Origin of the sequence: uncultured Fibrella sp., assembly GCF_964250085.1 — a bacterium.
Taxonomy (GTDB): Bacteria; Bacteroidota; Bacteroidia; order Cytophagales; family Spirosomataceae; genus Fibrella.
This window is the reverse complement of the sequence record NZ_CAXUEC010000011.1, coordinates 225,236-247,422: the sequence shown is the minus strand read 5'-3', so window position 1 is coordinate 247,422 and position 22,187 is coordinate 225,236. Positions and strand designations below refer to the sequence as shown.

The 22,187-nt window shown below is 50.8% G+C and carries 25 protein-coding genes; 10 read left to right on the top strand and 15 right to left on the bottom strand.

Annotated elements, in window-relative coordinates; genetic code table 11:
* Positions 1-128: 128 nt before the first annotated feature.
* The 6 genes from ACFE8Q_RS26670 (at position 129) to ACFE8Q_RS26645 (ending at position 4,029) form a co-directional block, all read left to right on the top strand.
* Positions 129-1,181: a hypothetical protein gene (locus ACFE8Q_RS26670; RefSeq protein ID WP_375448506.1), complete on the top strand. Its 1,053-nt coding sequence runs from the start codon at positions 129-131 to the stop codon at positions 1,179-1,181.
* A 185-nt stretch (positions 1,182-1,366) separates the two neighbouring features.
* Positions 1,367-2,113 (top strand): hypothetical protein, encoded by a 747-nt coding sequence (locus ACFE8Q_RS26665; RefSeq protein WP_375448505.1) that lies wholly within the window; start codon positions 1,367-1,369, stop codon positions 2,111-2,113.
* 100 nt (positions 2,114-2,213) lie between these two features.
* Positions 2,214-2,429 (top strand): hypothetical protein, encoded by a 216-nt coding sequence (locus tag ACFE8Q_RS26660; protein WP_375448504.1) that lies wholly within the window; start codon positions 2,214-2,216, stop codon positions 2,427-2,429.
* Positions 2,430-2,733: 304 nt separating this feature from the next.
* Entirely contained in the window at positions 2,734-3,126 is a 393-nt protein-coding gene (locus tag ACFE8Q_RS26655) for a hypothetical protein (protein ID WP_375448503.1), read from the top strand.
* 22 nt (positions 3,127-3,148) lie between these two features.
* A complete protein-coding gene (locus tag ACFE8Q_RS26650) occupies positions 3,149-3,502 on the top strand; it encodes a hypothetical protein (protein ID WP_375448502.1) in 354 nt (117 codons plus the stop codon).
* 161 nt (positions 3,503-3,663) lie between these two features.
* Positions 3,664-4,029, top strand: coding sequence for a hypothetical protein (locus ACFE8Q_RS26645; RefSeq protein ID WP_375448501.1), 366 nt, complete (start codon positions 3,664-3,666; stop codon positions 4,027-4,029).
* 57 nt (positions 4,030-4,086) lie between these two features.
* On the opposite strand, the gene ACFE8Q_RS26640 is transcribed toward ACFE8Q_RS26645, so the two are convergent.
* Genes ACFE8Q_RS26640 through ACFE8Q_RS26630 form a run of 3 tightly spaced genes read right to left on the bottom strand, consistent with a single transcriptional unit; the run spans position 4,087 to position 6,371 of the window.
* Positions 4,087-5,001: a hypothetical protein gene (locus tag ACFE8Q_RS26640; protein WP_375448500.1), complete on the bottom strand. Its 915-nt coding sequence runs from the start codon at positions 4,999-5,001 to the stop codon at positions 4,087-4,089.
* A gap of 10 nt (positions 5,002-5,011) precedes the next feature.
* Positions 5,012-5,527 carry a hypothetical protein gene (locus ACFE8Q_RS26635; protein ID WP_375448499.1) on the bottom strand — a complete coding sequence of 172 codons (516 nt, stop codon included), beginning with the start codon at positions 5,525-5,527 and terminating at the stop codon, positions 5,012-5,014.
* A gap of 7 nt (positions 5,528-5,534) precedes the next feature.
* The gene (locus ACFE8Q_RS26630) at positions 5,535-6,371 is read right to left on the bottom strand and encodes an AAA family ATPase (RefSeq protein WP_375448498.1); all 837 of its coding nucleotides are present in this window, start codon (positions 6,369-6,371) and stop codon (positions 5,535-5,537) included.
* A gap of 311 nt (positions 6,372-6,682) precedes the next feature.
* On the opposite strand from ACFE8Q_RS26630, the gene ACFE8Q_RS26625 reads away from it, so the two are divergent.
* The 3 genes from ACFE8Q_RS26625 to ACFE8Q_RS26615 all read left to right on the top strand — a co-directional run bounded on the left by ACFE8Q_RS26625 (position 6,683) and on the right by ACFE8Q_RS26615 (position 8,809).
* Positions 6,683-7,204, top strand: a complete 522-nt coding sequence (locus ACFE8Q_RS26625; RefSeq protein WP_375448497.1) for a hypothetical protein — start codon at positions 6,683-6,685, stop codon at positions 7,202-7,204.
* A 6-nt stretch (positions 7,205-7,210) separates the two neighbouring features.
* Positions 7,211-8,407 carry a relaxase/mobilization nuclease domain-containing protein gene (locus ACFE8Q_RS26620; protein ID WP_375448496.1) on the top strand — a complete coding sequence of 399 codons (1,197 nt, stop codon included), beginning with the start codon at positions 7,211-7,213 and terminating at the stop codon, positions 8,405-8,407.
* Between the two features lie 105 nt (positions 8,408-8,512).
* The gene (locus ACFE8Q_RS26615; protein WP_375448495.1) at positions 8,513-8,809 is read left to right on the top strand and encodes a hypothetical protein; all 297 of its coding nucleotides are present in this window, start codon (positions 8,513-8,515) and stop codon (positions 8,807-8,809) included.
* Between the two features lie 19 nt (positions 8,810-8,828).
* On the opposite strand, the gene ACFE8Q_RS26610 is transcribed toward ACFE8Q_RS26615, so the two are convergent.
* Positions 8,829-9,887: a nucleotidyl transferase AbiEii/AbiGii toxin family protein gene (locus ACFE8Q_RS26610; protein WP_375448494.1), complete on the bottom strand. Its 1,059-nt coding sequence runs from the start codon at positions 9,885-9,887 to the stop codon at positions 8,829-8,831.
* A gap of 18 nt (positions 9,888-9,905) precedes the next feature.
* Entirely contained in the window at positions 9,906-10,673 is a 768-nt protein-coding gene (locus ACFE8Q_RS26605; RefSeq protein ID WP_375448493.1) for a DUF6577 family protein, read from the bottom strand.
* 362 nt (positions 10,674-11,035) lie between these two features.
* Between ACFE8Q_RS26605 and ACFE8Q_RS26600 the strand changes: the two genes are divergently transcribed.
* Positions 11,036-12,208, top strand: coding sequence for a hypothetical protein (locus ACFE8Q_RS26600; RefSeq protein ID WP_375448492.1), 1,173 nt, complete (start codon positions 11,036-11,038; stop codon positions 12,206-12,208).
* Between the two features lie 68 nt (positions 12,209-12,276).
* Here ACFE8Q_RS26600 and ACFE8Q_RS26595 read toward each other — a convergent pair whose 3' ends face one another.
* Genes ACFE8Q_RS26595 through ACFE8Q_RS26550 form a run of 10 tightly spaced genes read right to left on the bottom strand, consistent with a single transcriptional unit; the run spans position 12,277 to position 22,186 of the window.
* Positions 12,277-12,915, bottom strand: a complete 639-nt coding sequence (locus tag ACFE8Q_RS26595; RefSeq protein ID WP_375448491.1) for a conjugal transfer protein TraO — start codon at positions 12,913-12,915, stop codon at positions 12,277-12,279.
* A complete protein-coding gene (gene traN / locus ACFE8Q_RS26590; protein ID WP_375448490.1) occupies positions 12,912-13,967 on the bottom strand; it encodes a conjugative transposon protein TraN in 1,056 nt (351 codons plus the stop codon). Before traN ends, ACFE8Q_RS26595 begins: the two co-directional genes overlap by 4 nt.
* Positions 13,968-13,990: 23 nt before the next feature.
* Positions 13,991-15,493: a conjugative transposon protein TraM gene (gene traM, locus ACFE8Q_RS26585; RefSeq protein WP_375448489.1), complete on the bottom strand. Its 1,503-nt coding sequence runs from the start codon at positions 15,491-15,493 to the stop codon at positions 13,991-13,993.
* A 15-nt stretch (positions 15,494-15,508) separates the two neighbouring features.
* Entirely contained in the window at positions 15,509-15,709 is a 201-nt protein-coding gene (locus ACFE8Q_RS26580; RefSeq protein ID WP_375448488.1) for a hypothetical protein, read from the bottom strand.
* 37 nt (positions 15,710-15,746) lie between these two features.
* Positions 15,747-16,364 (bottom strand): conjugative transposon protein TraK, encoded by a 618-nt coding sequence (traK, locus tag ACFE8Q_RS26575; protein ID WP_375448487.1) that lies wholly within the window; start codon positions 16,362-16,364, stop codon positions 15,747-15,749.
* A 15-nt stretch (positions 16,365-16,379) separates the two neighbouring features.
* Complete coding sequence (locus tag ACFE8Q_RS26570; protein ID WP_375448486.1) at positions 16,380-16,673, bottom strand: hypothetical protein; 294 nt, start codon at positions 16,671-16,673, stop codon at positions 16,380-16,382.
* A 27-nt stretch (positions 16,674-16,700) separates the two neighbouring features.
* Positions 16,701-18,272, bottom strand: a complete 1,572-nt coding sequence (locus tag ACFE8Q_RS26565) for a type IV secretion system protein (RefSeq protein ID WP_375448485.1) — start codon at positions 18,270-18,272, stop codon at positions 16,701-16,703.
* Between the two features lie 26 nt (positions 18,273-18,298).
* Positions 18,299-19,315: a hypothetical protein gene (locus ACFE8Q_RS26560; protein ID WP_375448484.1), complete on the bottom strand. Its 1,017-nt coding sequence runs from the start codon at positions 19,313-19,315 to the stop codon at positions 18,299-18,301.
* Between the two features lie 37 nt (positions 19,316-19,352).
* Complete coding sequence (locus ACFE8Q_RS26555; RefSeq protein ID WP_375448483.1) at positions 19,353-21,851, bottom strand: TraG family conjugative transposon ATPase; 2,499 nt, start codon at positions 21,849-21,851, stop codon at positions 19,353-19,355.
* Positions 21,848-22,186: a DUF4133 domain-containing protein gene (locus tag ACFE8Q_RS26550; protein WP_375448482.1), complete on the bottom strand. Its 339-nt coding sequence runs from the start codon at positions 22,184-22,186 to the stop codon at positions 21,848-21,850. Before ACFE8Q_RS26550 ends, ACFE8Q_RS26555 begins: the two co-directional genes overlap by 4 nt.
* Position 22,187: the final 1 nt, after the last annotated feature.

Sequence of the window (22,187 nt, the reverse complement as noted above, 5' to 3'; positions counted from 1 at the left end):
ATTGGTAGTTTTTTTACTCCCATGTCGTTTTATGTACGATTCTGTCGAAATACCCGCCGCTGTTTGCCAGAGTTCGCACGGGCGAAGTACGGGTATTGTTGGGTACGTCGGAACGAATGGGCGTAGGTGTGAACGTACAGGAACGGTTAGCGGCCATTCACCATTTGGACGCACCAAACCGACCAACGGATTTTGAGCAACGCAATGGCCGGATCATTCGCCAGGGCAACCGCCACGCTGAATGGAACGTACCTATTGAAGTGGTCACCTATGGCGTTGACCGGACGCTCGACGCGACGGCCTACGGACGACTGGCCATCAAGCAGAAGTTTATCAATCAGGTATTGAAGGGCAATGTTTCCGACGACCAGATGGCCGACCTCAACGCCGACGATGATTTTGCTTCTATGTCGTTTGACCAGATGATGGCCACCCTCAGCGGCTCCCAATATGCCCTGTTGTACACCGCCCGGCAATTGGAGCTATCCCGGTTAGTGCAGCAGAAAAAGAACTGGCACCGCGGGTTAGTGGAAGCCCAGGCGCAGGTAGAACGCGCCCGGCAGTTCCTAAGCCGCAACGAACCCGCATTGCCGCAGCTACAGGCCGAAGCGGACGAACTACGTGAACGGTTCACGGGAGGCCGCCCCGGCGAATCCACGCCGGGCAACCCCTACGCCGTAACCAGCATTACAGTCGATGGGACAACGTACCCGGAGAAGTGGGGCGAAGCCGTACAATACCTGATTGAGCAATTGAAAGGCCGAGTTAAGCGATACGAGCAGGCAACGAAGACGATGCAAATCAACGGCCTGACATTCACCCTAAGCGGTGAACGCGTGCAGGAAGTGTTTGGCGAGTTGTCGCAGATCGTTATCAATTACGCATCCGGGCGGTTGTTGGCGGGTACGGTCAGTTCATCGAATGGCTTGTTTCTATCGCTCAAAGCAGCCGTAGCGCGAGCATTAGAAGAACCGGCTTTTTTGCAACAGCAGCTTAATCGCGCCCGGCTCACCGAGCAGGAGTTTAACCGCAAACTGTCGCAACCCTTCCGGCAGGAAGCTGAGTTACAACGGCTCGACGCAGAAGTGGCCGACTTGAAACGATTGATGGAAACCGAGACTACACCGACTGAAAACACACTTGGCCAGATAGGCACGCCGATTTTGGCGGAGGTGGCATAAATGGAGGCCATCCTAACCCGGTATGGGTTAGGATGGCTTGTAAAAATCACCAAAGGGGTAAGGGTTAAAAAGCAAGATATACTAACCCAAGTGGCACTGAAAAAGAGCGGGTTACAAAGAAGCGGGCTGGATTCACAGGTAGCATTTTGGTATTTTTATAGTGTTAAACAACACCCCAAAACACAATGGAAAACGTTTTTGAAACGACCGCGCTTGCCCCTATCAATGACCTGCAAGCCCTGTTCCCCCACCTGTTTATCGACGTACCTGACGAAGATACTGGCGAGGTCTATACGGAGCCACGAATTGTCTACGTGGAAGGTCAGCCGTTGGTCTATCGCTTTGATGGTAAAACCGGCCGCTTCAACTTCAACGGGAAGGAAGATTTGGGCAAAGAGTTCGCCTTTCAGCCTATTTGCTGGCGACAGTTTACGGGGAATCTCTTCGACCGTAAAGACAGCACTCGTTGGGTTGAATTCTTCTTTATTGATGATAATCAGTGTGTTAGTACTGTTCTGTTCAACAATTCCAGTGAACTCAACTTCACGAAAGCACTCAAAGACCTGGTCTACAGCCGTAAAAAGCTGGAGGAAATGCGGATCACGGTTACTACTGAGAAATTGAACTACGACGTGACGTTGCCCGATGGTCAGCCCCAGAAAGGCGTGTACTATGCCGCTGTATTTAACTTCACCGAAGGTAATCGGGAAGTCCGCCTGTTGGGCCGTGATGTATGCCGGGCGTATACAATTTATACGGATATGACCGCTAGAGCGACGAAAACCAATACCCGCATTTCAGTTGGCTATGCCAAAGGGTTTGTTTCAACTTCTCCGGAGCAAACTACGGAATTGCTGGAAACGTCATCGTTACAGGAGCCTGATTATCACTATGAAGGGGTAGATCTAAACAGATTTGACATCGTTAGTTAACGCCCGTAGTAGTTCCGTTGACTTATAGAGCGGGACTACTGCATTTATTCCTCAATTTGTACAAAATATGACAATCACAGACAGACGACTTTCAGGCAAATTGCAAGAAAAACTAACCCTGGCGCAGTATCCTACGCGCCCTACACGCTACTATTTGCGGGTAGATGGTGGCGAAGGAATGCGACGATACCTCGCCCAGACTATGACCCGGCAGAAGTTCAAACAGGTATCTGGTAAGCTACGAAAGGCGGTAAACATCCTGATGGAGAAAGACATGATTATCCATGTGGCGACCGAAGGCCTGACGTTACTGTGAACGAACCCTGACCGCCTGGAGCGGTCAGGAAGTAAACCAAAGGGGTTTGAAAAGTGGTCGGTCCCACACGCAGTGCCGGCCCTCCCGTAAAACCAACAGACCACTCCTTCGCTCGATACCTCGCTACGGAGCGGACTGTTCAATGTGCTAGCCTCTACCCTTAACCAAAGGGGTAATACAAAAGGAAATGAAGTGGGTAAAATAAGCTAAGTGTCTAAAAATAAGCTTATAAGACTAGAAAGGTGATTGGTTATTTTTATAGAGTAATCAATCGCGCCGGTTGGCGCACAACCCTTTATACGTTATGTTCTTACCCAACTTTCAGGCTACCCTTACCCCTACCCAATTCACGACGTTCATGCGTAAAAAAGCCGCCAGCGAGCTGGTCATTCTGTTAGCCCTGCAAGATGGCAACGTGTTTGTTATGGCCGACGACGAACTGCCCGCTAGTTTGCTGATCCATTGTTCCAGCATTCCGCTTACCATTGTGCCGAACCAATACACCACGCAGCAGTTTACGGCGTTCCTGGAAGCCAGTGCCGATTTTTACCAATGGGCCTATTACCTTGACGAAGAAGAGTTTCAGAAACGGGCACTGGAAAGCCTGTTGCAACGCGTTGAGCCAGCTACCATATTGCCATTAGCTATGTGTATCAAGAATGTTCAGAACAGGCGGAAAGCGCAGGTAGCTGCCTAAAAACACGATCAATTGCACAAGCATGGAGACATACTTTCTAAACTTTCGGGGGGTGAATGGTTACCCAAGTCGTTGCCAAATTCGGATTTACCGCCAGGCGCAGGTTGTTATCGCAACGGATATAGACGAAGGGATGAGCGTTACCAATGCGTCGGCCATCATTGCCAACGAGGTAATACGCCAATTCGCGATCAACCCACAGCGAATGTTCTTTATCGAGGAATACCGGCATAACGGCCCGAACCATACGACCGATTTGGTTCAATTTGATTTTGCAGATGGGAAAGCGGTTAAACACCCCCGCTGGAGTCATATCTCAGAGGCAGAATTTGAACGAATTGTTCAGCTTGCCCAAGAAGTAGAGAACATGGTTTAAAATGAACCAGAATTGGCATCGAGCCAATTCTGAGAAGAACCAAAGGGGTTTGAAAAAACGAAACGCATTGGGATTTAAAAGGCTGATGTACAGATAGTTGATTTAGTTAGTATGCCCGATTGACGGTATTTTTATGTCAGTTAACCAACTGATATAACCCCATGCAAATTAACGCGATTCTGATTGATCCTACCCGCCAGGTAATCGAAGCCATCGAAATGGATAGTTCATTACAAGGCTTCTACGACGCTATCCAGTGCCGAAATATTTCGTCCTACGGGTGTTTCCAAAATGGCGACGTTGCCACCGGCGATGACCATGCCTTGATCAAAGGCCCAACGCCCCTATTTTGGTTTGGTAAATATCCGCTCCCGCTTGGCGGGCGGGTAGTCATTACCAATGTTGACGACGAAGGCGAATGCATTGATGCCCGCTCATCGGTCGAGTACGTCAGGGGAATTGTGCGTTTTGTACCATTGATAGAAACGGAACAACTGTTTGAGCAGTACCACGGTCACCTATGCTAAAAAAGAACCGGCCCTTTGCCAGGCCGGTTTAGAGAACCAAAGGGGTTTGAAAAGTCGCTACGTGAACGCTGGCTCGACCTCTTCTATTTGCTCGTCTGTGTACACCTCGGCCTGCATCAAGCCTTCCGGCTCCTCACTGGTCGCCTCCTTATCCAGGAGCATCAGCAGTTGTTCCTGCACGTCGGCGGTTTCGTCGGCAATCAGTTCCGCAAAAAGCACGTACAAGGCCCGTTCAGGCTCCGCCTTTTGCCCGGCCATCGCCTGTTCATAATACGCTCGGAACAGCTTGACATACGCCTCAAAATCAAGCCCAGCGGCCAGCCTCATCAACTGCTCCGTTTTTCGTTTCCGGTTAAGCACTCGCTCGTCGGCTTCGGTCTGTAAACCGTTCAGTGTGTTGAGTTGCTCATGCGTTGACTCTGCGGTTTCACCCGGTTTGGTATCGATGATGATACCCAGCAAAGGAGGATTCGCTACAACAGATACCTGACGCGTCTGATACAAGGCAAAATCAGTTGGTTCGTCCGCTTCAGCAAAATCAGGATTAGGGTTAGTGACGGGCGGAACAACCGGTGCTGTTGATTGCACTACCGGAGCAGGTACGTTCTGAGATGCGTTGACCGAGTTTGGTTCGGTGGGCTGTTCACTCGCAACCGGTGTTAACTTCTCAGGTACAACGGTTGGCTTGTCTGGCGCTGGTTTGTTACGCGCTGCCCGGCCTTTGTCGATGTTGACTGATATGGCCAGTTCTTGAGGGGAGAGGGTAGACGGCGGAATGATGGGAGTCGGATTGTCACCGGGTTTGAAAAACGAGAAAGGCGTAGGCTCGGGGCGGGCGGTGCGTTTGGTAGTGCTGGATGCGGTGTCGATCTGGAGTTTTGTCATCACGAAAAACACCCACAGAATCATGGCTACCACTGATAGTGTGATGTACGAACTGAGCGGGATTGAAAAAAGCAGGATGGTCAACATGGGCTTGTGGTTAATCAGGTAAGTCGGTTTGAAAATGGGCAATTAATTGGTTCATCAGGTCAGGCTGCTGACGGGCCAGCTCATGCAGCTTCTCAAAGTATTTGGGGAACGATACGTTTCGGCGACCACTCTTGTAGGCAATGAAATTGAGCGTCTTCTCCATCTGCCGGTATGTCGCCCGGCTGAACTGGATAGACCGCGTAATCTTATCGGTATCAGCTTTATTATCGGGTTTAGGTTTCGCTTTGGCGGTATTCTGCTTTCTAACAGGCGCAGGTACGTCGACGGAGGTAACTGTTGATTCTGACGGTTCAGCAGACTCAATTAGAGGGCTTTGCTCCGTATTGATCGGGATAGGTGGCTCTGTCTTCTGGCGCATAAACTGTGTACGCTTCTCGATGGCTTCCCGGTCGCCTAGTGGCGTGTTACTACGCTCGTCAGGAGCCTTCACTCCGGGTACGTTGGTCGTAGGTGCGTTACGGTTCAACAGGTCACTCAGCGTGAGGGGTGCTTTTTTCTCCACCATAGCCTGATCACGCCGGTTGGGTAGTCATCGCGGGTTCACAAAGGACCAGGATCTCATTTGCTAACTCAACAACCGTGTTGGCGTATTTACCACCTTCAACAGCTACCGGGTTTGAGAGCGTCGTCAGCATTTTGTTCTGGTCGAAACCCGAATCAGCGTCCTGCAAGCGGGCTTTTAGAAAAGCAACGGGCGTGTCGATTTCCGCGAAGTAGCTGCCAATCGTTTCTTCAATCAGTTGTGCTTTTTTGTCGTAGAAGAACTTGTACTTGTTCCACAGACAGCGAATTTGGGTCGTTTGTCTCAATGAACCTTCGTTGATGCTGTCGAGCAACATGAGGCAGTAATCAGTCGAGTGCCGAATGTCGATGTTTTGGGTTGTGAACGGCACCAGCACCAGATGACACTTCGCCAGCATATCCACGATGTGCGTATCGTATACGCCACCCAAATCCAGGAATACATAATCAAAATCCACGTCGGCCGAGAAGTCGACTTGCCGAAGTGTGGTAGCCGAGGCTCGCAGGACCGGATAAAAATCGGCGGGGCTGATCTGGTGCTCAACGTTGAACCGCAGCCTTTCGGTCATAGCCTTCTCAAAGGGCGTGTTGGCCATTGCTCCCAGGGCTTTCGGTGTGTGGCCGCTTTCGGTGAGTTTAATCAGCCGTTCGTAGAGCGACAGTTCATTTTCCCGGATGCCACTGATAGAGTATTGGGGGTCATCAGCATCCACTACCAACACCCGTTTCTGCTTGACGTACCGGAGGTACGAAGCCAGGATAGTGGTAATTGTCGATTTGCCGGAACCACCCTTCATGGTGTGTACGGCGATAAGTGTTGCAGGCATAAGGCGTAAGTTTTAGGCAAAAATAAATAATATTATTATTTTTGAAATCATCGGTTGTGCCAGTACGTCTGGAATGAGGGGTATTCTTGGTAGGATGAGTACCGATGACTGTACTGGTTGTGTTGGTACAGAACCTACCCAAGATACCTCAGGCATGAAAAGTAGGGGTGGTATAGCGGCCCGAAAGGTTGTTGAGCAAGCTATGTTTTTGTGATACACAAAAGCACAGATGCCAGTCAGGCAAGTAACTAGTAAGTTCAATAGTTTAGTGAAAATATCGCTGAGTAGCGGGCAAAAAATAAATTTCTGTAATGTCAGGTACGTTCAAAAAAGGCCGACCCAAAAAGGCTGATGTCGACCGGCGCGATCAGTGGTTACCAGCAATTCGTCTGACCGCCGATGAACGGGCAACCATCGACGCGCAGGCGGCCCGACTTGGTTTGAAGCCGCACCAATACGCCCGCGCCAAGCTGTTCGAGTCACCGTTGTTTCTACCGCAATTCAGGAAGCTACCCGCCGAGGTGCAGAAAGCCCTGACCGATGTATTGAAGCTGTCGGGCCTCCTCCTGCACCTCAGCCACAAGGTTGCTGACGACGAACTATACACCGAGCGAGTCCGGCAATCCGCGTTTGAACTGGCCGACATCGTAGCCCGCAGCCGGGCATTCGTTCGGGAACGACTAACCGATTACGCCGGTGAGGCGAAACGTCAGCAGGTGGTCAACCAACTTCGGGATATCATGGCGCAATTAGAAGCTACGTCAGCCTCTACCGATGAACAGATCGCCCTGATCGGGCAATTGTATGAGGTGGTAACGTATCTGGAAACCTAACCTGTCATGATTGGAAAGACCGCTAAACTCGGAGCCAACTTTCTCGGCGCAATGGAGTATTGCTACTACGCCGTTTTGCCGAACCGCAGCCTTGATCGAAGGCAGGTACGTGGCGAATTACTCTACTTTCAACACGTCGCGCCCGGCCTCGTGACTGATCCGGCCGTAGCGAACGTACCTGGTGGCGAACGACTGCACATTGAAGCCATAGCCCGTCAGTTTGCCGAGGTCGCACGCCGAAACGAACGAGTGGAGAAACCGGTCTGGCATCAGGTGTTTTCGTTTACTGTTCAGGATTCATCAGGGGAGGAAACTGGTTCGCCGGTTCGCTCAACGATGGTACGTATCGCGCAGGATTTTGCCAATGCTTTTGGGCTGGCTGATAACCCGATGGTGGTGTTTAGGCACTCTGAAAAAGATCATGATCACTTTCACATCATAGCCAGTCGGGTTGATCTTGACGGTACCAACACCGCCCAAACCGTGCATAATTACCGACGGGTTGGGCGGTTTTGCCGGGAGATGGAGGCCAAGTATAACCTCACGCCTACTCAACCCATGCTGTCGATGCAACCGGCTGGTTTACCCTCCGCAGCGCAGCAACAGCCTATTGATGCTAACCTGAAAACGACCCGGCCCAGTCGTGGCCGATGGGGGTCGACAGCCGATAAGATAGCTCTGCGTCAGGCCATCGACCAGGCCGTTTCTACGTCGAAAAGTATGGATGACTTTTGCCAGCGATTGGCCGTAAACAGCCCTTACTACGTTTTGTTTGTGCCTTATATGGACAGTACGGGCCAGGCACAACAAGGTATTTCATACGGCCCACAGGCAGACATAATGCGCCCGACAACGCCCGGTTACGTGCTGGGGCGAGATTATGTTTTTGGCCGTATGATTGAGCGCGTAGCGACTGCCGGGCGTACCAATTCACTTATAGCTGACCAACTGGCAATGCAGGATGACAAGGAATTTAGCGAAGATAAACGCGCTTCGGAGCGGCACACAACAGGTACGTTGGCCCCGTCGTTACCTTTTGCTGGTACAGCCGCCAAACACGAGTCGGATATTGAGCGCGATATTGCCCGTATCACTCGGAGCCTGAATCAGACAGTTCAGCCTGAAAAGTGGGGCGTAAACTCAATCAAAGGGGCAGTACCTAAACCCTCTTTTAGTAAGCCCAAACGCCGGAAGGGGCTATAAAAAGAGATAACCAAGCGGGATAAAAAAGCAAAGTCGGCTGACAATCGACCCTGTTTAGCGGGTCCTAATCCGGTAGTTTTGCCTGAACGAAAACGAACATCATCCATGAACACATTACCTGCTCCTCCCCTATTGCCCACGGCCTTTTCCCTGAAAGCGGTAGCCCAATCGTCGGGTCTAGTACTGCTGTTTATCAATCAGGCAAGCATCCCGCTTTACGAAGTGTACAGTACCGATGGCGAGTTGCTGCACCTCAGCATAGCCGAGCAGTTCGATAATCCCGCAGGCTGGCGTAGCCGCACCGAAGCCGAGCAGGACGCGATGATGACCCTGGCCCTGGACGACTATTATGGCAAAATGACCTGGGATGAAGAGGTAGCTATCCCTGTGTTACCTGTGTAAGTAAACCAGCTAATGCACTCTACTGGAAACATTGATACCAGTAGAAAAAGGCTTCCGGCTGGACCTTCTTAAGTTTGTTTAATCGGCTAAACGCAGCATCTGAAATCTGCCAGTCAACCACCTGAATTGGATTCTGGTAATGTTCGATCTGGTTCTTATCCGACTGTAGCAGACGACTCAAGTAGGCGGCTTTTGCCCCGGCCAGAATAGCCTGCTCGATGCGGAAATCACTCACAATAAAGTTGTTCAGTCGCTTGATGCCATCCTGCAAGAACAGAAACCGTTTGTCGTTGGCATCACGGCGACTGAGTAGCAAAGCCGTCTCGAAAATATCGTTCAGTACATCGGTACTTGATACAGTAAGTTGACGGAACGCTATCTCCTGTGCGGCCAGTTTCTCGAAAGTCTGGCGCGTTAGTGATAGATCGGTGGCGTGATCGAACAACAGGGCGACGTCGAAAAGTTGCTTCATTACTTCGAGCGGTCTGTTCTTGCTGTACAGAATGCCCGTTGTGTTCGGCGCGAAAGCCGTCAGCTTGTCACCGAGTAAGCAGTTGACATCTGCCATCTGTACCGATAAGACCGGCTCGGCTACCTGCAACCAGGGATGGTTGAGCGGCTTGTCGATCAGCCTGGCGTAGTCTGGTTGGGCATAAAGAATATCCAGCAAAATAGGCTCCTCCCCAAAACCCGCCCGGTTGCCGCTGGTGTCAATCTGACTGGTGTAAAAAAACTTGTAGTGCTCAACAGGTACGTGCTGATGGCTCTTTCGGTCCGAGTCATCAGCCCAGCGGATGAATGTTCCGTTGGCGATAATGGCATCGAATAGAGCGGGTAAATTGCCGGGCCGATGAGCCATGACAATGTCGATATCGATGGAAAAACGGCGTGGCTGGTCGAAGTGCAGAATAAGCGAGGTGCCGCCTTTGAAGACAAATGGCAGGTTTTGGTTGCGTAGCTGCTCCAGCAGGCCCAACGCCCTGACTACTTTTTCAAGAAGCTTAAGGTCTGTGGTTTTGCCAAACTGTTGGGCTACAATTTGGAGCCAGGCAGGCGTGAAGGTTTCGGGTAAAATCATGCGTTTTTCAGGCTATCGCTACTTCGATAAGCGGGCCAGGTGGTTGTCTAAATCGGGGAGCTTATGGCGACGACGGGCATAGCGGCGCATCCGGTCGTAGTTGAGAATATACTGGGCGTTGATCTGCTCAAAGAGGTTGGGCAGTTCTTCGCCAAACAGGTTAAACACATCGTTATCGGCCAGGAGATCAACCAGAATCTTTTCGGCGGTGGGTACGGTGAAGCCCGCTTCGGTTTGCTGCAACGGGACTTCGCTGATGAGAGGCTTAATCAAAATCAGCGTTTGAGCATCCGGCTGGTATCGCTCCGCCAGGGATATGTCGCTGGCCAGCATCACCGCCGAACCACTGGGGAATGCTTTTTTGGTTGAAGATCGACCCTGATTCGTTTGCAGGTAGTCAAGTACGCTGTTGACCCCTTCCCGTTCTGTCTCGATTAGCCAGTACGTGATGAAAGGTTGCTGCTGCATGAATGGATAGAGTAATGCCGTTGACCATACGCAACATGCAAGCAACGGAAAAGACGCTTTCAGCTTTTTTGCACATTGCCCCAGTTCATCAGGGACGTTAGGAACGAGTAGCGCTTTGGAACCTTTGTCAGGTACAATCTGATAGAGGCCTCTACCCCGGCGGATTAATAGTCCCTGTTGAACCAGGTCGTAGATACGCCAGTCCAGTGTAGCCGGTCTTGCATCCGGGTACTGTTCCCGCAGCAATGACAGCAGAGCTGGTTTATGGATGGTTTCGCCCGGTTTTAACGTCTGAAAAAGCTGGTTCCTTTGGAACATATAATACCCAATTATTGGCAAATATAAAAAAAAGTGCCGATAATTGGGTAAAAATATATTTGTTGAAAGCTGGTTAATACTATACTAGACAACAAGCTCCTTCACAGGTCTTTATTGCGTCCCTGCTCTTAGGCTGTACCAACGACTATATAGCCGTACCGCTGTTGTCGAAGTCGTTGGCTAAGACGCAAATACTCTGATAAATGGCATCGGGCTTCTAGCTCACTTTAAACTTGATCCGGTTCTATTCAACGGTTTTTGGTTCCTAAACTGAAGTCAATGCGTCTAGATTAGACCATTTAGGTGTATTTTCGCTTGTTTAAGAGCAAACAGTCTCAATCCAAGAACCGAGAGCGAATCCCATGTCTACAAAACTGTCATTTGAAGTTCTTTGCGTTGATACTAAAAATGCAACCGAAATAGAAACAGAGGTTAATTTCTTGCACCTATTTATGGCCTCAAGTAAAATATGGAAGAAGCCAGAAATCTTACGAAACAAGTCAATAAACGATAAAGAGCAAAGTCTGTCATTGCATCTTACGAAGATTAAAACCGAATTGGAAGAGCTGCCAAATAATGCTTTTCAAATAAACGTTCAAGGGGGATTTGACGAATTAGAGCCAGTGCGAAGACACATTGTTTCTTATATTAAGAAACAAAATTTCGATTATATATACGTCGTAAAGGACGACGTTTCAAAAGAAATAGCCCGTGAGTTATACCCACTAATTAATGAGGTTGAAACTTCTTTAAGAAAATATTTAATAAAATTCTTTGTAACTAAATTAGGGCCAAATTGGTGGAATATTACTGCCGATAGTGAAATGAAGAAAAAGTCAGATTCCGGTCGTAAAAAGAATGAAAAAATATTCTCTGAGTCTGTAGACAATAAAATTTATTTGATTGACTTTAGTGACTTAGGCAAGATGGTTTATTCACAATCATCAGGTTACATAAGTAAAGATGAAATAGTTGATAAAATCAACTCACTAGAAGAAACCCCAGAGGCTATTCGGGCTTTTAAAGGTGAATTACAAAGCAATTATAATAAGTTTTTTAAGACTACTTTTAAAGATAAAAACTTTCAAAAAAAATGGGAAGATTTGGAAATTATACGACATAAAGTTGCTCACAATAATTTATTTATTAAAGACGATTTAGATCAAGGAAATCAATTAGCTCATGAGCTTGTAGATATTATTGAGGAAGCGAACAGTAAAATTGAGGAAATTGAATTTAGCCCTGATGAGAAAGAAGCAATTAGGGATAATATTGTTCTTGATAATTATGCTTATAAGATAGTAACAGAAGAAGAGTTCATCGGTAGATTAGTCGAACTAGAAGCTTGGTCGAATCAACGAAGTGGAGGATATATTAGCTTAGGGAAATTAATAAAAGAGACATTAGGAACGCTGGGTTATGATTATCGTGCCAGTAACGAGGTGATGCACCGTCTTGAATCGAAAGGTATAATTGAAATATACATCCATCCAGGTAACGAAAAGCAATGTATAAGAAGATTGCTGGGAAACTAAGAAGCGATCAATTGCATATATTCTTATAAAGATTGCCGCAAGCAGAAAGGTGTTCCTATGAAAATTTATCACTGACATCCCAGCCGCACGCCCACATAAAACAACGTACCCCACCGCCCGACATCCGAACTGGGTGACCAGCGTTGACGAATGCCCAACATGACCGGCTGCAATTCCATTTCCAGTCCAAAGTCGGCTCCAGCCAGTACACCAGAATGAGGGGCGTTTGCCAATTCGATAACAGTGGTTTGGTGGCCAGGACGGACAGATTCATACCCAACAAAGGGTATAATCTGCCCACGCACTAGAAAGGTGCGGAAGACGGATTTGTGGAGGGTTAATTCCCGCCCGGAGCCGATTGTAAACTGCTCGACAAGGCCCCGTAGCGGGTTGGTTATCGTAGCTACACTGTCCGCAGGTACGTTGATCAGGGGTTTGCGAACGTAGCTGATCGACCATTTCCAGGCGTTCAGGTTTTTGTTGTATCGGCCCGTCGTGATTGAGCCATGCCAGCCGCTGTTTTTCAATGTAAGTCTATCCGCCAAGCCACCCGTGACCTCAACGAAACGTTGTCCGCTCAAGCGCGGTGCCGGGCGAATTAGCTGTGCCCACGCCGGGCCAGATAAAAGTAGGTTTACACCCAAAAAGCAAGACAGAAGTAGGTTTGTCCGTCCGGTGCACAGCCGGGCGAGGCGTTGTTTTTTCATAGTCCCCGCGCTTTAAGCATGATGTCGCTATCGATCTGAAAACGGAGATGCCGTCCGCCCTCCTTCTCGTACAGCTCCATTTCAACAACCTTGTCTTCGGTAAACGTCTTCAACGGGATGGCATAGACCATCGTGTAGTCGGTGCGGCCCCGGAATTTCGTTAGTGTTTCGGGGTAGCTGGCCTGCACCGGTAGTTCCATCTCCTGCGAGGCCATGCGTTTCAGCACGTCTTTGTCGCGGATGTAGAATTTGGCGAAGTCAAGCGTATAATCAATCTCGCTGTCGTTGTCGATTTTGCATTGTACATAAAGCGTAGCCCCCTGAACGTACAACCCGCCCAGCAGCAGGCTCATGCGCTGCTTAGTCACGCCCACATTGCGGGCAAAGGGCTTGTGGTCATACACCCGCGCGGCCGTGTGCAGCAGTTCCGTTTTATTCACATCAGCCACCGGCCCCACCAGCGATACGGCGGTGGCTTTGTTGATGCCCAGGGCCGACGATACGGCGTTGTCAGAGCGGGTATTGTTGGCGATGTTGATGTTCAACACCGACGGCTCCGATTCGTAGCGAATCAGGAAGGAATAAAAGCCGCCATCGTCGGTCAGGACAGTGATGTTCGTTTCTCCGAAAGGCCGGGGATTAGCGGCCTTCACGCGCAGAATGTTGTTCACACTCTCCGGGATCAGGGCGATGATGTCGGACGAACCCGCATCGATGTCGCGGATTTTGGCCGGGAAAATAATGTGCGTCGTTTTGTGATCCGACACCCCGATGGAATAGCTGCCCTTCACCGCCGATTTGTCGATGGGAAGGACGTACCCAGGTGCGAGCTTAACAACGGGTTCCTTAAACTTAACAGAATCAATAAGTGCTTTAGGTGAAGTCGCCAATTTGTTCGTAGCTGTCAGGCCCGTTAGCGTAGTCGGTGCGGTAGTTTTAGCGTTTAGGAAAGCCAGTTTGGGCGCGTGTTTGTAGGAGCGGCGGTGCTGTTGGGCATACACTGCGTTGATGGTCAGCGATGCCGTAAAGAGAAAGAGTAAGGTACGTTTCATCGGTACGTTGGATGGGTTGTCAATTAGAAATCAGCTAAGGCCTTGCCTGCTCCGGTGCGGCCGCCGCTTTTCAGGAAAATCCGGTGGTTGGGTTTGATGCTGGCCTTGGGCGCGGCCAGTTTCCCCTGAATCAGTGCCTTGGCTCCCTGAAATATCGTCGTGCCGGTCTGCACCGCGACCTGTGCACCTAGCTGCTGGCCAACACCGCCTTGCGGGATCAGGTAAGCAGGCGACATTGCCGACGATTGAGCCGTTTGGCCGATTGCCTGCGCCATACGATTTTTCTCGTTCAAATGAGGCACCCGAAGCCCCACCCGCCCGTCGAGGTCATAGGCCACCAGGTCGGTTTCGTAGAGGTAGTTGCCCTGCCGCAGCGTGTTGACCGTAACCATAATTCGCTCGTCGGCAATGTGGCATATGCCCGACACCAGCGAGTTGGCCGGTAGCGTGACCAGTTCACCATTGAGCAGCAACTGCGTGTCTTCCAGCAGCCGAATCTTCACCGTACTCCCCGATGACACTGTCACCATATCGCCCTCGCCGTGAATCACCGCCGGAATAGCCATGTTGTGGCTGTTGGGCATATTGGTGGCCCGTAAGGCCCGGCCACCCGTGCCGTAGAACGCATTTCGGGCGTTGCTGATGGCAGGTACGTCATAACTATCTGGCAATAGCATCGTACCTGACTGCCTTCTGCCCACTTGGTTTGTTGCGCCCTGCCCGTTCTGGTCGGCGGCGATCTCCCGCTTAAACAAGTCAGCGTATTGGGCTGGAAGCTGGCCACCGTATGACTGCCTCAGCTTGCGGTATTCGTCCATGTACAACGGCCCAACGGCTGTTCCGGCGCCATCGCGTTCAGACGTACCCGACGAAGCAGGTCGACCACTACCTTCAATCTGCCGCAGCAGCCGTTCAGTTGCCTGCCGGTTGTAGGTACGTTCCTCCTGCGATTGCCGGTCTTCGGCCAGTTGCTCCCGCGATTTGGGTGCCCGGTACATTGTCCGCATCACCCGCTCCTGTTCACGTCGGGCGCGTTCGTTGTCGGTTACGTACTGCCGGTTCACAGACGATTTCGACGGTGATACTACAGACCCACCCGCCTGATTGACGCGGGCTAAATCTGATTCGGTCAGGTGTTCGTTACTGCTGAGGCCTACTTTGGCCGATTGGCCGGTCAGCATCTGGCTACTGGATTGAGCCTGCTGATCGGTTCTCGGTTTTGTGGCCGAGGGTTTAAGATCGCCCGTCGAGAAGTTATTGTCGTATTTGATATCATTTTTCAGCCCGTGAGGTTTGGCCGACGGGGGTGACAGGTCAACTACCGTAGTGGTGGAGTCGGTGGTTTTTGGGTTGCCCGTTGTGATGAAGCCCCCCTGAACGCCGTAGATACCAATACCGAGCAACAACACGCCCGGTGCCAGCATGACCATGACCTTTTTGCGACTGAGCGACAGATTTTTGGCCGTTTCCTGACCCGCTGATATCGTTGGATTGGTAACAGGACCGGTTTTTTTTGATGAAGCCATAGCGTTGACAGGGGTTTAAAGTAGACGCAGCAGGTCGTAGAGGAAGTAGAAAAGCAAGCTAAGCAGTACCGCCACGATGACGTAATTCCGTCGGCGAAAGCCCACCCGGTGCTGCCAGTCATTGAGAAATTGACCCGCCCGGCCAAACTGATTGTTCAGCCAATGCCCGGCCCGTTGCCCAATCTGATAGGATGGATGGGCTTCTGTGTGAGGCAATTGCTTGTTGGAGAAAGGAGTAAACAGTCCCACGACGTTAGTAATGAGTTAACTGATTCGTTATTTTCGACGAAACGATATGGAAATTCCGCATCAGGTAGCCGTTTGGTGAGTTTTCTGAGCGGTTAATGTCGATCAGCTCCGAATCGGTGATGATTTGTCGTTCAATAGACGCTGTAGCCCGGTCCTGGGTGAGCGTCGCGTAGGTAATAGCCCGGTAGGGGTACGCCCGCATATCCGTATGGACCGAATCGATGCGAATCTTCTGCGTGACGTTGCCCTGCACCATCTCGCGGTAGTAGTCCTGTTCACTGAGGTTATTGTAGAGCTTCTGGGCCGATTCGTCGCACAGGAACAGGGCTTTCCTCATGTTATCGCTGATGGAACGTGGATCGGGTGAGACCGTGAAAAACAGTTCGTGAAACCGGGCGATGTGATACCGCGCTTCGGCCGGCCGATTGTCGGTGATATCGCCACAGGTCGCTTCAATGGCCTCACCCCGGTTAATGAGGTAAATTCGTTTCGAGAAGTCGTCGGTGTATTTGAAGGCCAAAATGATGGCTGTCAGCGAGATACCGAACGAGCAGACGATGGCCGCAATGACCAACGCCCGCCCCCGCTGAAAATCCTTTTCCAATTGTAATAGCTCTTTCATGGTCTCAGAAGCGGTTTATGGGCGTACTGATAGGGTCCGATGTACCTTAATAGTGTGCCGTTGCTGGGCCTCGCGCAATACGGCCTGACCAGCCTGCTGCTGTGGCCCGGTGGGTTCGTAGATTTCAATGGAGGCACCGCCTGTGTGGAAGACGTAGGCTTTAGCCGAGTGGCGTTGGTACCGTTGCAGGCAGATAAATACCGTGAAGGCCGTGAGCAGGCCAATTGGTAAAAAGGTGAACAGAAACAGGGTCATGGACGTCCGGTAGGCCACCAGCAGGTTATTTTTGTAGCGGTATTGCTTCAACATTTTGGGTTAGTATATCTTGCTTTTCTATTACACTGACCGCCGTTTACGGTAGCGTTTATCGGCTCCCACCAAGGCTGCAGCGGTACCGCCGATGGCTCCCAGACCAAATTTGGCTACCTCAGTCGAGGCCATCAGGCCACCACCGATGACTGCCCCGGCTGTGCGGCCCACCCGCGCTCCGACAGTACCGGTATTTGGCCCCTGTTTATCGAGAAAGTCCCCGACCCGTGCACCCACCTTGCCCCCGGTACGTACCCCAGCGGCTACGCCCCGGTATGCTGAACCGCTGAATTGCGGCTTGACACCCGAACGACCCGAAGCCGATCTGGGCGCATCAGCAGATGGAACCGAATTGTCAGATGAAGGGGCAGCACTACCACCAGATTGGCCTCCCCGACTGCGGTCAGCAAAACCGCCCGATGCCGGTTGGCGATAGGGTGAGTTGGGTACACTGAACGTGGGGGCTGGCGCGTGATTCGTGCCGCCACTGCTGTTGGGTGAGCCACCCTCTCCCCTACTCATGCCGATGCCAAACGATTTACCGAACGACCCGGACGTACCCCGCAAGACCGAACCGCCCACGTGCGCCCCGGCCTGTGCCGCTGTACCTACTGCCGCCCCGCCTTTACGTGATGTTTGCGAGGCCAGTTGCGAACCGATCCGCGTGGCCCCCTGCACCATCGCCCCTACCCCACCGACCGTTACCAGCATGTTGGTCATAGAGGGCACCTGGAAGTAGCCGATGATGAGCATGAACAAAATGGCGATATAGGCCACCCCTAAAAAGGTTACGTTATCCGCTTCGGCACCACCCTGCGTGATGGCAATGGCTCCGCTGTATTTTGCCAGATACTTGTCGGACACCGTGAACGCGATTCGACCGTACAAGGCCGCTACCATCGGTAGCAGTGCGTAGTTGATGTATTTGCCAAACCACTCAGCTAGGTTTGAGGTAAAGCCGGGAAAGATGGCCATGACGATAGCGATTGGGGCACCAAACCGGAGAATAAGCCGGTAGCTGATCGAGATCAAATACATCAGCGACTCGCAGACGTGCATCACCGCCAGCAGAAAATCCTGGATCAGCCCCAGCAGCATGGAGTAAAACTTATCGACCCCGCCGTCGAAGGCGATTTTCATTTCCACTTTGGTATCGCCAAAAAAGCCGCCCTCGTCCGCTTCGCGGTTCGATTTGTAGTAGTCCGAATACGCTTTGGGATCGCTACCGATCTTGTCCCATTTTTCCTTAACCTTCTCCCGAATTAGTTCCGACTGTTTCTTGACCCGCTGATAAATAAGCTGATTACCGCCCGTAATCTTGTTGGCCGCAGCCAGTCCGAAGGCATCGAGCGAATCACAGATTTTGGGAGCGGCCGTTAACAAAATAACCATCGCGAAGGGCCGCAGGTACGGAAAGAAATCAATCGGCTCGTTGCGGGAGATTTGACCCGCCAGCCGCGAGAAAATGTACAGCAACGCCCCAATGCCCGCCGCCGACCGGATCATCGTTTCGATTTCGCGGGCCGTGCTGGTACTGTCTTTTAGCACTTCACTGTAGATGGTCTGTAACTCGTCGAGTAGGTTAAAGTATTCTTCCATTGCTGTTTGGTAAGTCTGAAATAGAATCAACCGCCAAAACCCTGACCCAATTTGTATTCATCGTATAGCCGCTTCTTTATTGGCTCCAGGACAACCCGGGTTTCCATGCGCAAGACAATGTCAAACTCCTGTTCCGAGATAATTTGCCCGTCGGGTGTCCCCCAGCCAATTTCTCCTTGTGTTCGTTTAGAAGGTGGTACAGGATGGTACCCCTTCGAAATGAGTGACAGCATAGCAATCCGTTTTGCTTCTATTTCAGCTAGCTCAAGTCGGTCCTGATAATCCTGTAAACGTCGGGTGTAATCCTCCTGCGCTTGCCGCATGCGCTGGGCCTCGGCGGTTTGGGTGTAATTGTCGAGTACCGACCCGTCTTGATAAGGCTGATAATCGTTATACCCATTTTCCGAGCCATTGTCGAATGATGCGCCTCCACTACCCCCACTCGTAAGCCGGTCCATACGGTCAATAGAAATGCCGTATAGCCTGGCGGTGGCAGTGCGGTCGCGCAGGCTACCTGCCCGTCTGAGCGACAAGGCACGTACCCGGTAGAAGTAGGCGTTGACCTTATTCTGAAACCGGCTGGCTTTTTCGTTCGCCGTATTAAGCCAGTTCATTCGTTCGGCATCATTCATCTGCAATATATTGGTTGCCGTTGACTGCCGCATATCTTTCAGGATGCTCGTTCCTTCATCGGCCATTGCCTTGAAATCTCTCACGATGAGCGTGTATTCTGCTGGGTAGATGTGACCGTCTATGTTGATAGTGGTGGCCATCTGACTCATCGTTTGGGTGGTGCCAGTTACGGTTTTCACCAGCTCCGTCCCCCGATGAAACTGCCGAACGCCGTTGCTCACTTTCTTGAGGTCTTCTACGTTCTTCACCAGCGTTTTAAACGACGGGTCCTGCAGCAGTTTCATAAGCTGAGTTACGCCCGTATGCAGCGGATCGCTGACAATAAACTGCGCGTTGACCGGCTGGCTGGCCACTATCGTAACGAGTGTCAGCCCTGAAATTTTTAAAAGAAAAGGAAAGGGTTTAGGCATAGCGGGTTTAGGATGTTTAGTCAGGTACGTTTGGTCGTTACACGGTTTCGCCTTGCGCCCAGCCTTTCACGGCCTGTTCCATATCGCCTTCGTACTGCTGATCGGCCAATAGTTGAATTGCGTCAACGTCGGTACGTTCGGTGGTAAAGGTGCCATAAGACCGGCGGGACACTTCAACGCCGTATACCTTACAGCGGTCGCCCAGAATGACGGCCATCTCCTTGTGGGGCGGCCGGTTCGGGTCAGTGCCTTTGTTAATACTCAGAATGATATTGGCCTGCTTCTCCGACAGGGCCAGGGTTTGCATAATTTCCGGGAAGCGCTTTTCGTAGTTATTCTGGTCGAGCAGTAGCTTAATTGGGGAGTTATTGATGATGGCATCTTTCACAATAGCGTTACCAACCAAATCGTCCACCTCCTGGGTGACTACCCCAAGCGATCCGTAGTGCTTCCGTACCGTCTTGGAACACCATTTTAGGAAATCGGCGAATGAATCCTTGGCTAAGGCTTTCCATGCTTCCTCGATCAGCAGCATCTTTAGCACACCCTTGACGTTGATTAGCTTCCGAACATAGTTGTTCATAATCATGATCGTTGTCACGGGGAACAGCACGGGGTGATCTTTGATGTTGTCCAATTCATAAATCACGAACGGCGCATCAACCAGGTCGATGTTTGTTTCCGAATTAAGCAGGTAGTCATACTGACCGCCCCGGTAATAAGGCCGGATCACGTACAGGAAATTCTGCAGATCGAATTCTTTGTCGGAGCGGCCCTGATTGTGACTAAAGATGGCCGGGTAATGCGTTTTGGTAAAGTCGTAGAATGAGTTGAAGCAGAGAAACTCGTACGTTCCAGCCTCTATTTGTCGACGCATGGTCTGGTAATACTCATGGATAATGTTGGCAATGGTGACCTCCTCCGATTTGGTAGCACCTTCGCCATCCTTCTTCCAAAGTGCCATCATCAGGTTTGCCAGGGCGTCCTTCGTGTCCTCGTTGGGGTTGGCGTCTTCAAAATAAAAGGGGTTAAAACTGATTGGGTTGCCCGGCTCATTGGTAATGTATCGCCCACCAAGTGCTGTACAAAGCCTACGGTACGAATGCCCCACGTCGACAATACTGACGTGTGTCCCGTGCGAGAGCAGGTAGTATACCATGTTGTTCATGGTAAATGACTTGCCCGACCCTGACGGTCCGACGACCATAAAATTTCGGTTGCTGATGATACCTTGCTGCAAGGGTTTGAAGAACAGATCCACCATGCAAGGCTTACCGAAGCGGTCGGTCATCAGGATGCCGTTTTTGTTGAAGAAACTGTCTTTGTAATTGGTCTCCATATTCCAGAGAGCCAACGCCTCCTCCGCAAAACAGGTGAACAGGTTATCGGCTCCGATTTCGGCTATGTTGCCGGGAATACACGACCAAAACAACGTCTCAGCATCCCAGATTGCCATTTTCGGTTTGAACCCCAATTTGGCAATTGCCGCCGCTAACGATGACCTGTATACGTCAGCTATTTCAGAATCTTCATGAAAGGTCATCACATTAAAATGCGCCCGAACCACCTTGCGATTATTGGCCTTGATATCTTCCATGAACGCATCCTTGGCCGAGATACTGACCGCGTTCTCTTTCGACCAAGTAGCAAACGAGTGATGCCGTTTCACGTCGGCCACCATCTGGTTGACCAGCGAATCGGTGTCCTGTATGTATAGTACCTGATTGTAGACGTGATTGAAAGGCAGTAGCAACCCCAGAAAACTCCCCGTTGAGGCGGGAAATGACGTCGAATCGGTGGAGAACTGTTCCAGACGTACTTGGTTGAATATCTCGGTTGGGAACGTGTCCAGTTCAGAGATCGCGTAGGTATGCGTGTGCTTACCGGCAACTTTAAGACCATCGGCCATCTCCACGTCGTAAAGCGTGGGGTCACTGAGGCTTAGCGAGAAGTACTTTTGGTAGAGGCTTGTTTCGTCATTATCGCCAATGAGCTGCTCCCGATTAAGCCGTTTCAGTTTAAGCTTGCCCGAATCATTATAGATGGCCTGAAACTGAGTCAGTATATCGATAAACTCAGCCCAGGTTTTGTAATCCTGCACTTCATGTGGTACCAAATGCCGTTTCAATAGCGAGGAATTAGTCGTTGTTCGCTTGAGGGGTGAGGCCGACGGGCGCGTGACATACAGGTACGTTCGGTGGTCCAGGTAGGGCCGTTCAGCAAAGTGCAATTCATTCTCCCAGGCGATGTAATTGTTAGACAACAGATACTCCCGTTCAAAGTCAGTCTGGTAATTGGCTTCAACGAAGAAGTCCTGTTTGTGAACCATGTAACCGACCGGTAGCAGCCGAACTGCCCGGACAAATATGTCGTGAATGGCGTTGTACTCACTTTCTGACAAGGCGTAAATCTCGGGTAGTTCAAGCGCAAACGCCATGGTCAGATCGGCGTTTTTTGAGACAATAATGTCCGTCTCGGCATCGATACAGAGGACTGGAAACAGCGTTTCGAGGTTCTTGGCTTTACGAGGGTTCATGGTTTGCGTTTAGGAAAGGCTTTAACGCCAATTAACTGCCGGAATGACCTGGTCTGATACACGAAATGGGGCTTGAGCGTTCGGACGGGCTGTTTTACGTCGCCCCACCGGCCATATTTTTTGTTGGCAGAATAGGTGTAAAACAATGCACCTCCGCCTGTTGCCACCATCAGCACCAGGGACACAAACAGATTTACGCCCAGAATGTAGAGCAGCAGCGTCAGGAAGATGCCGCCGATTACACCCCCAACGGCGTAGTAGAAGTATTTGCCGCGCAGGCCACGAAATTCCAGTTCGTTATCAACGCCCCGAAAAACAGGGTATACACGTGCCATA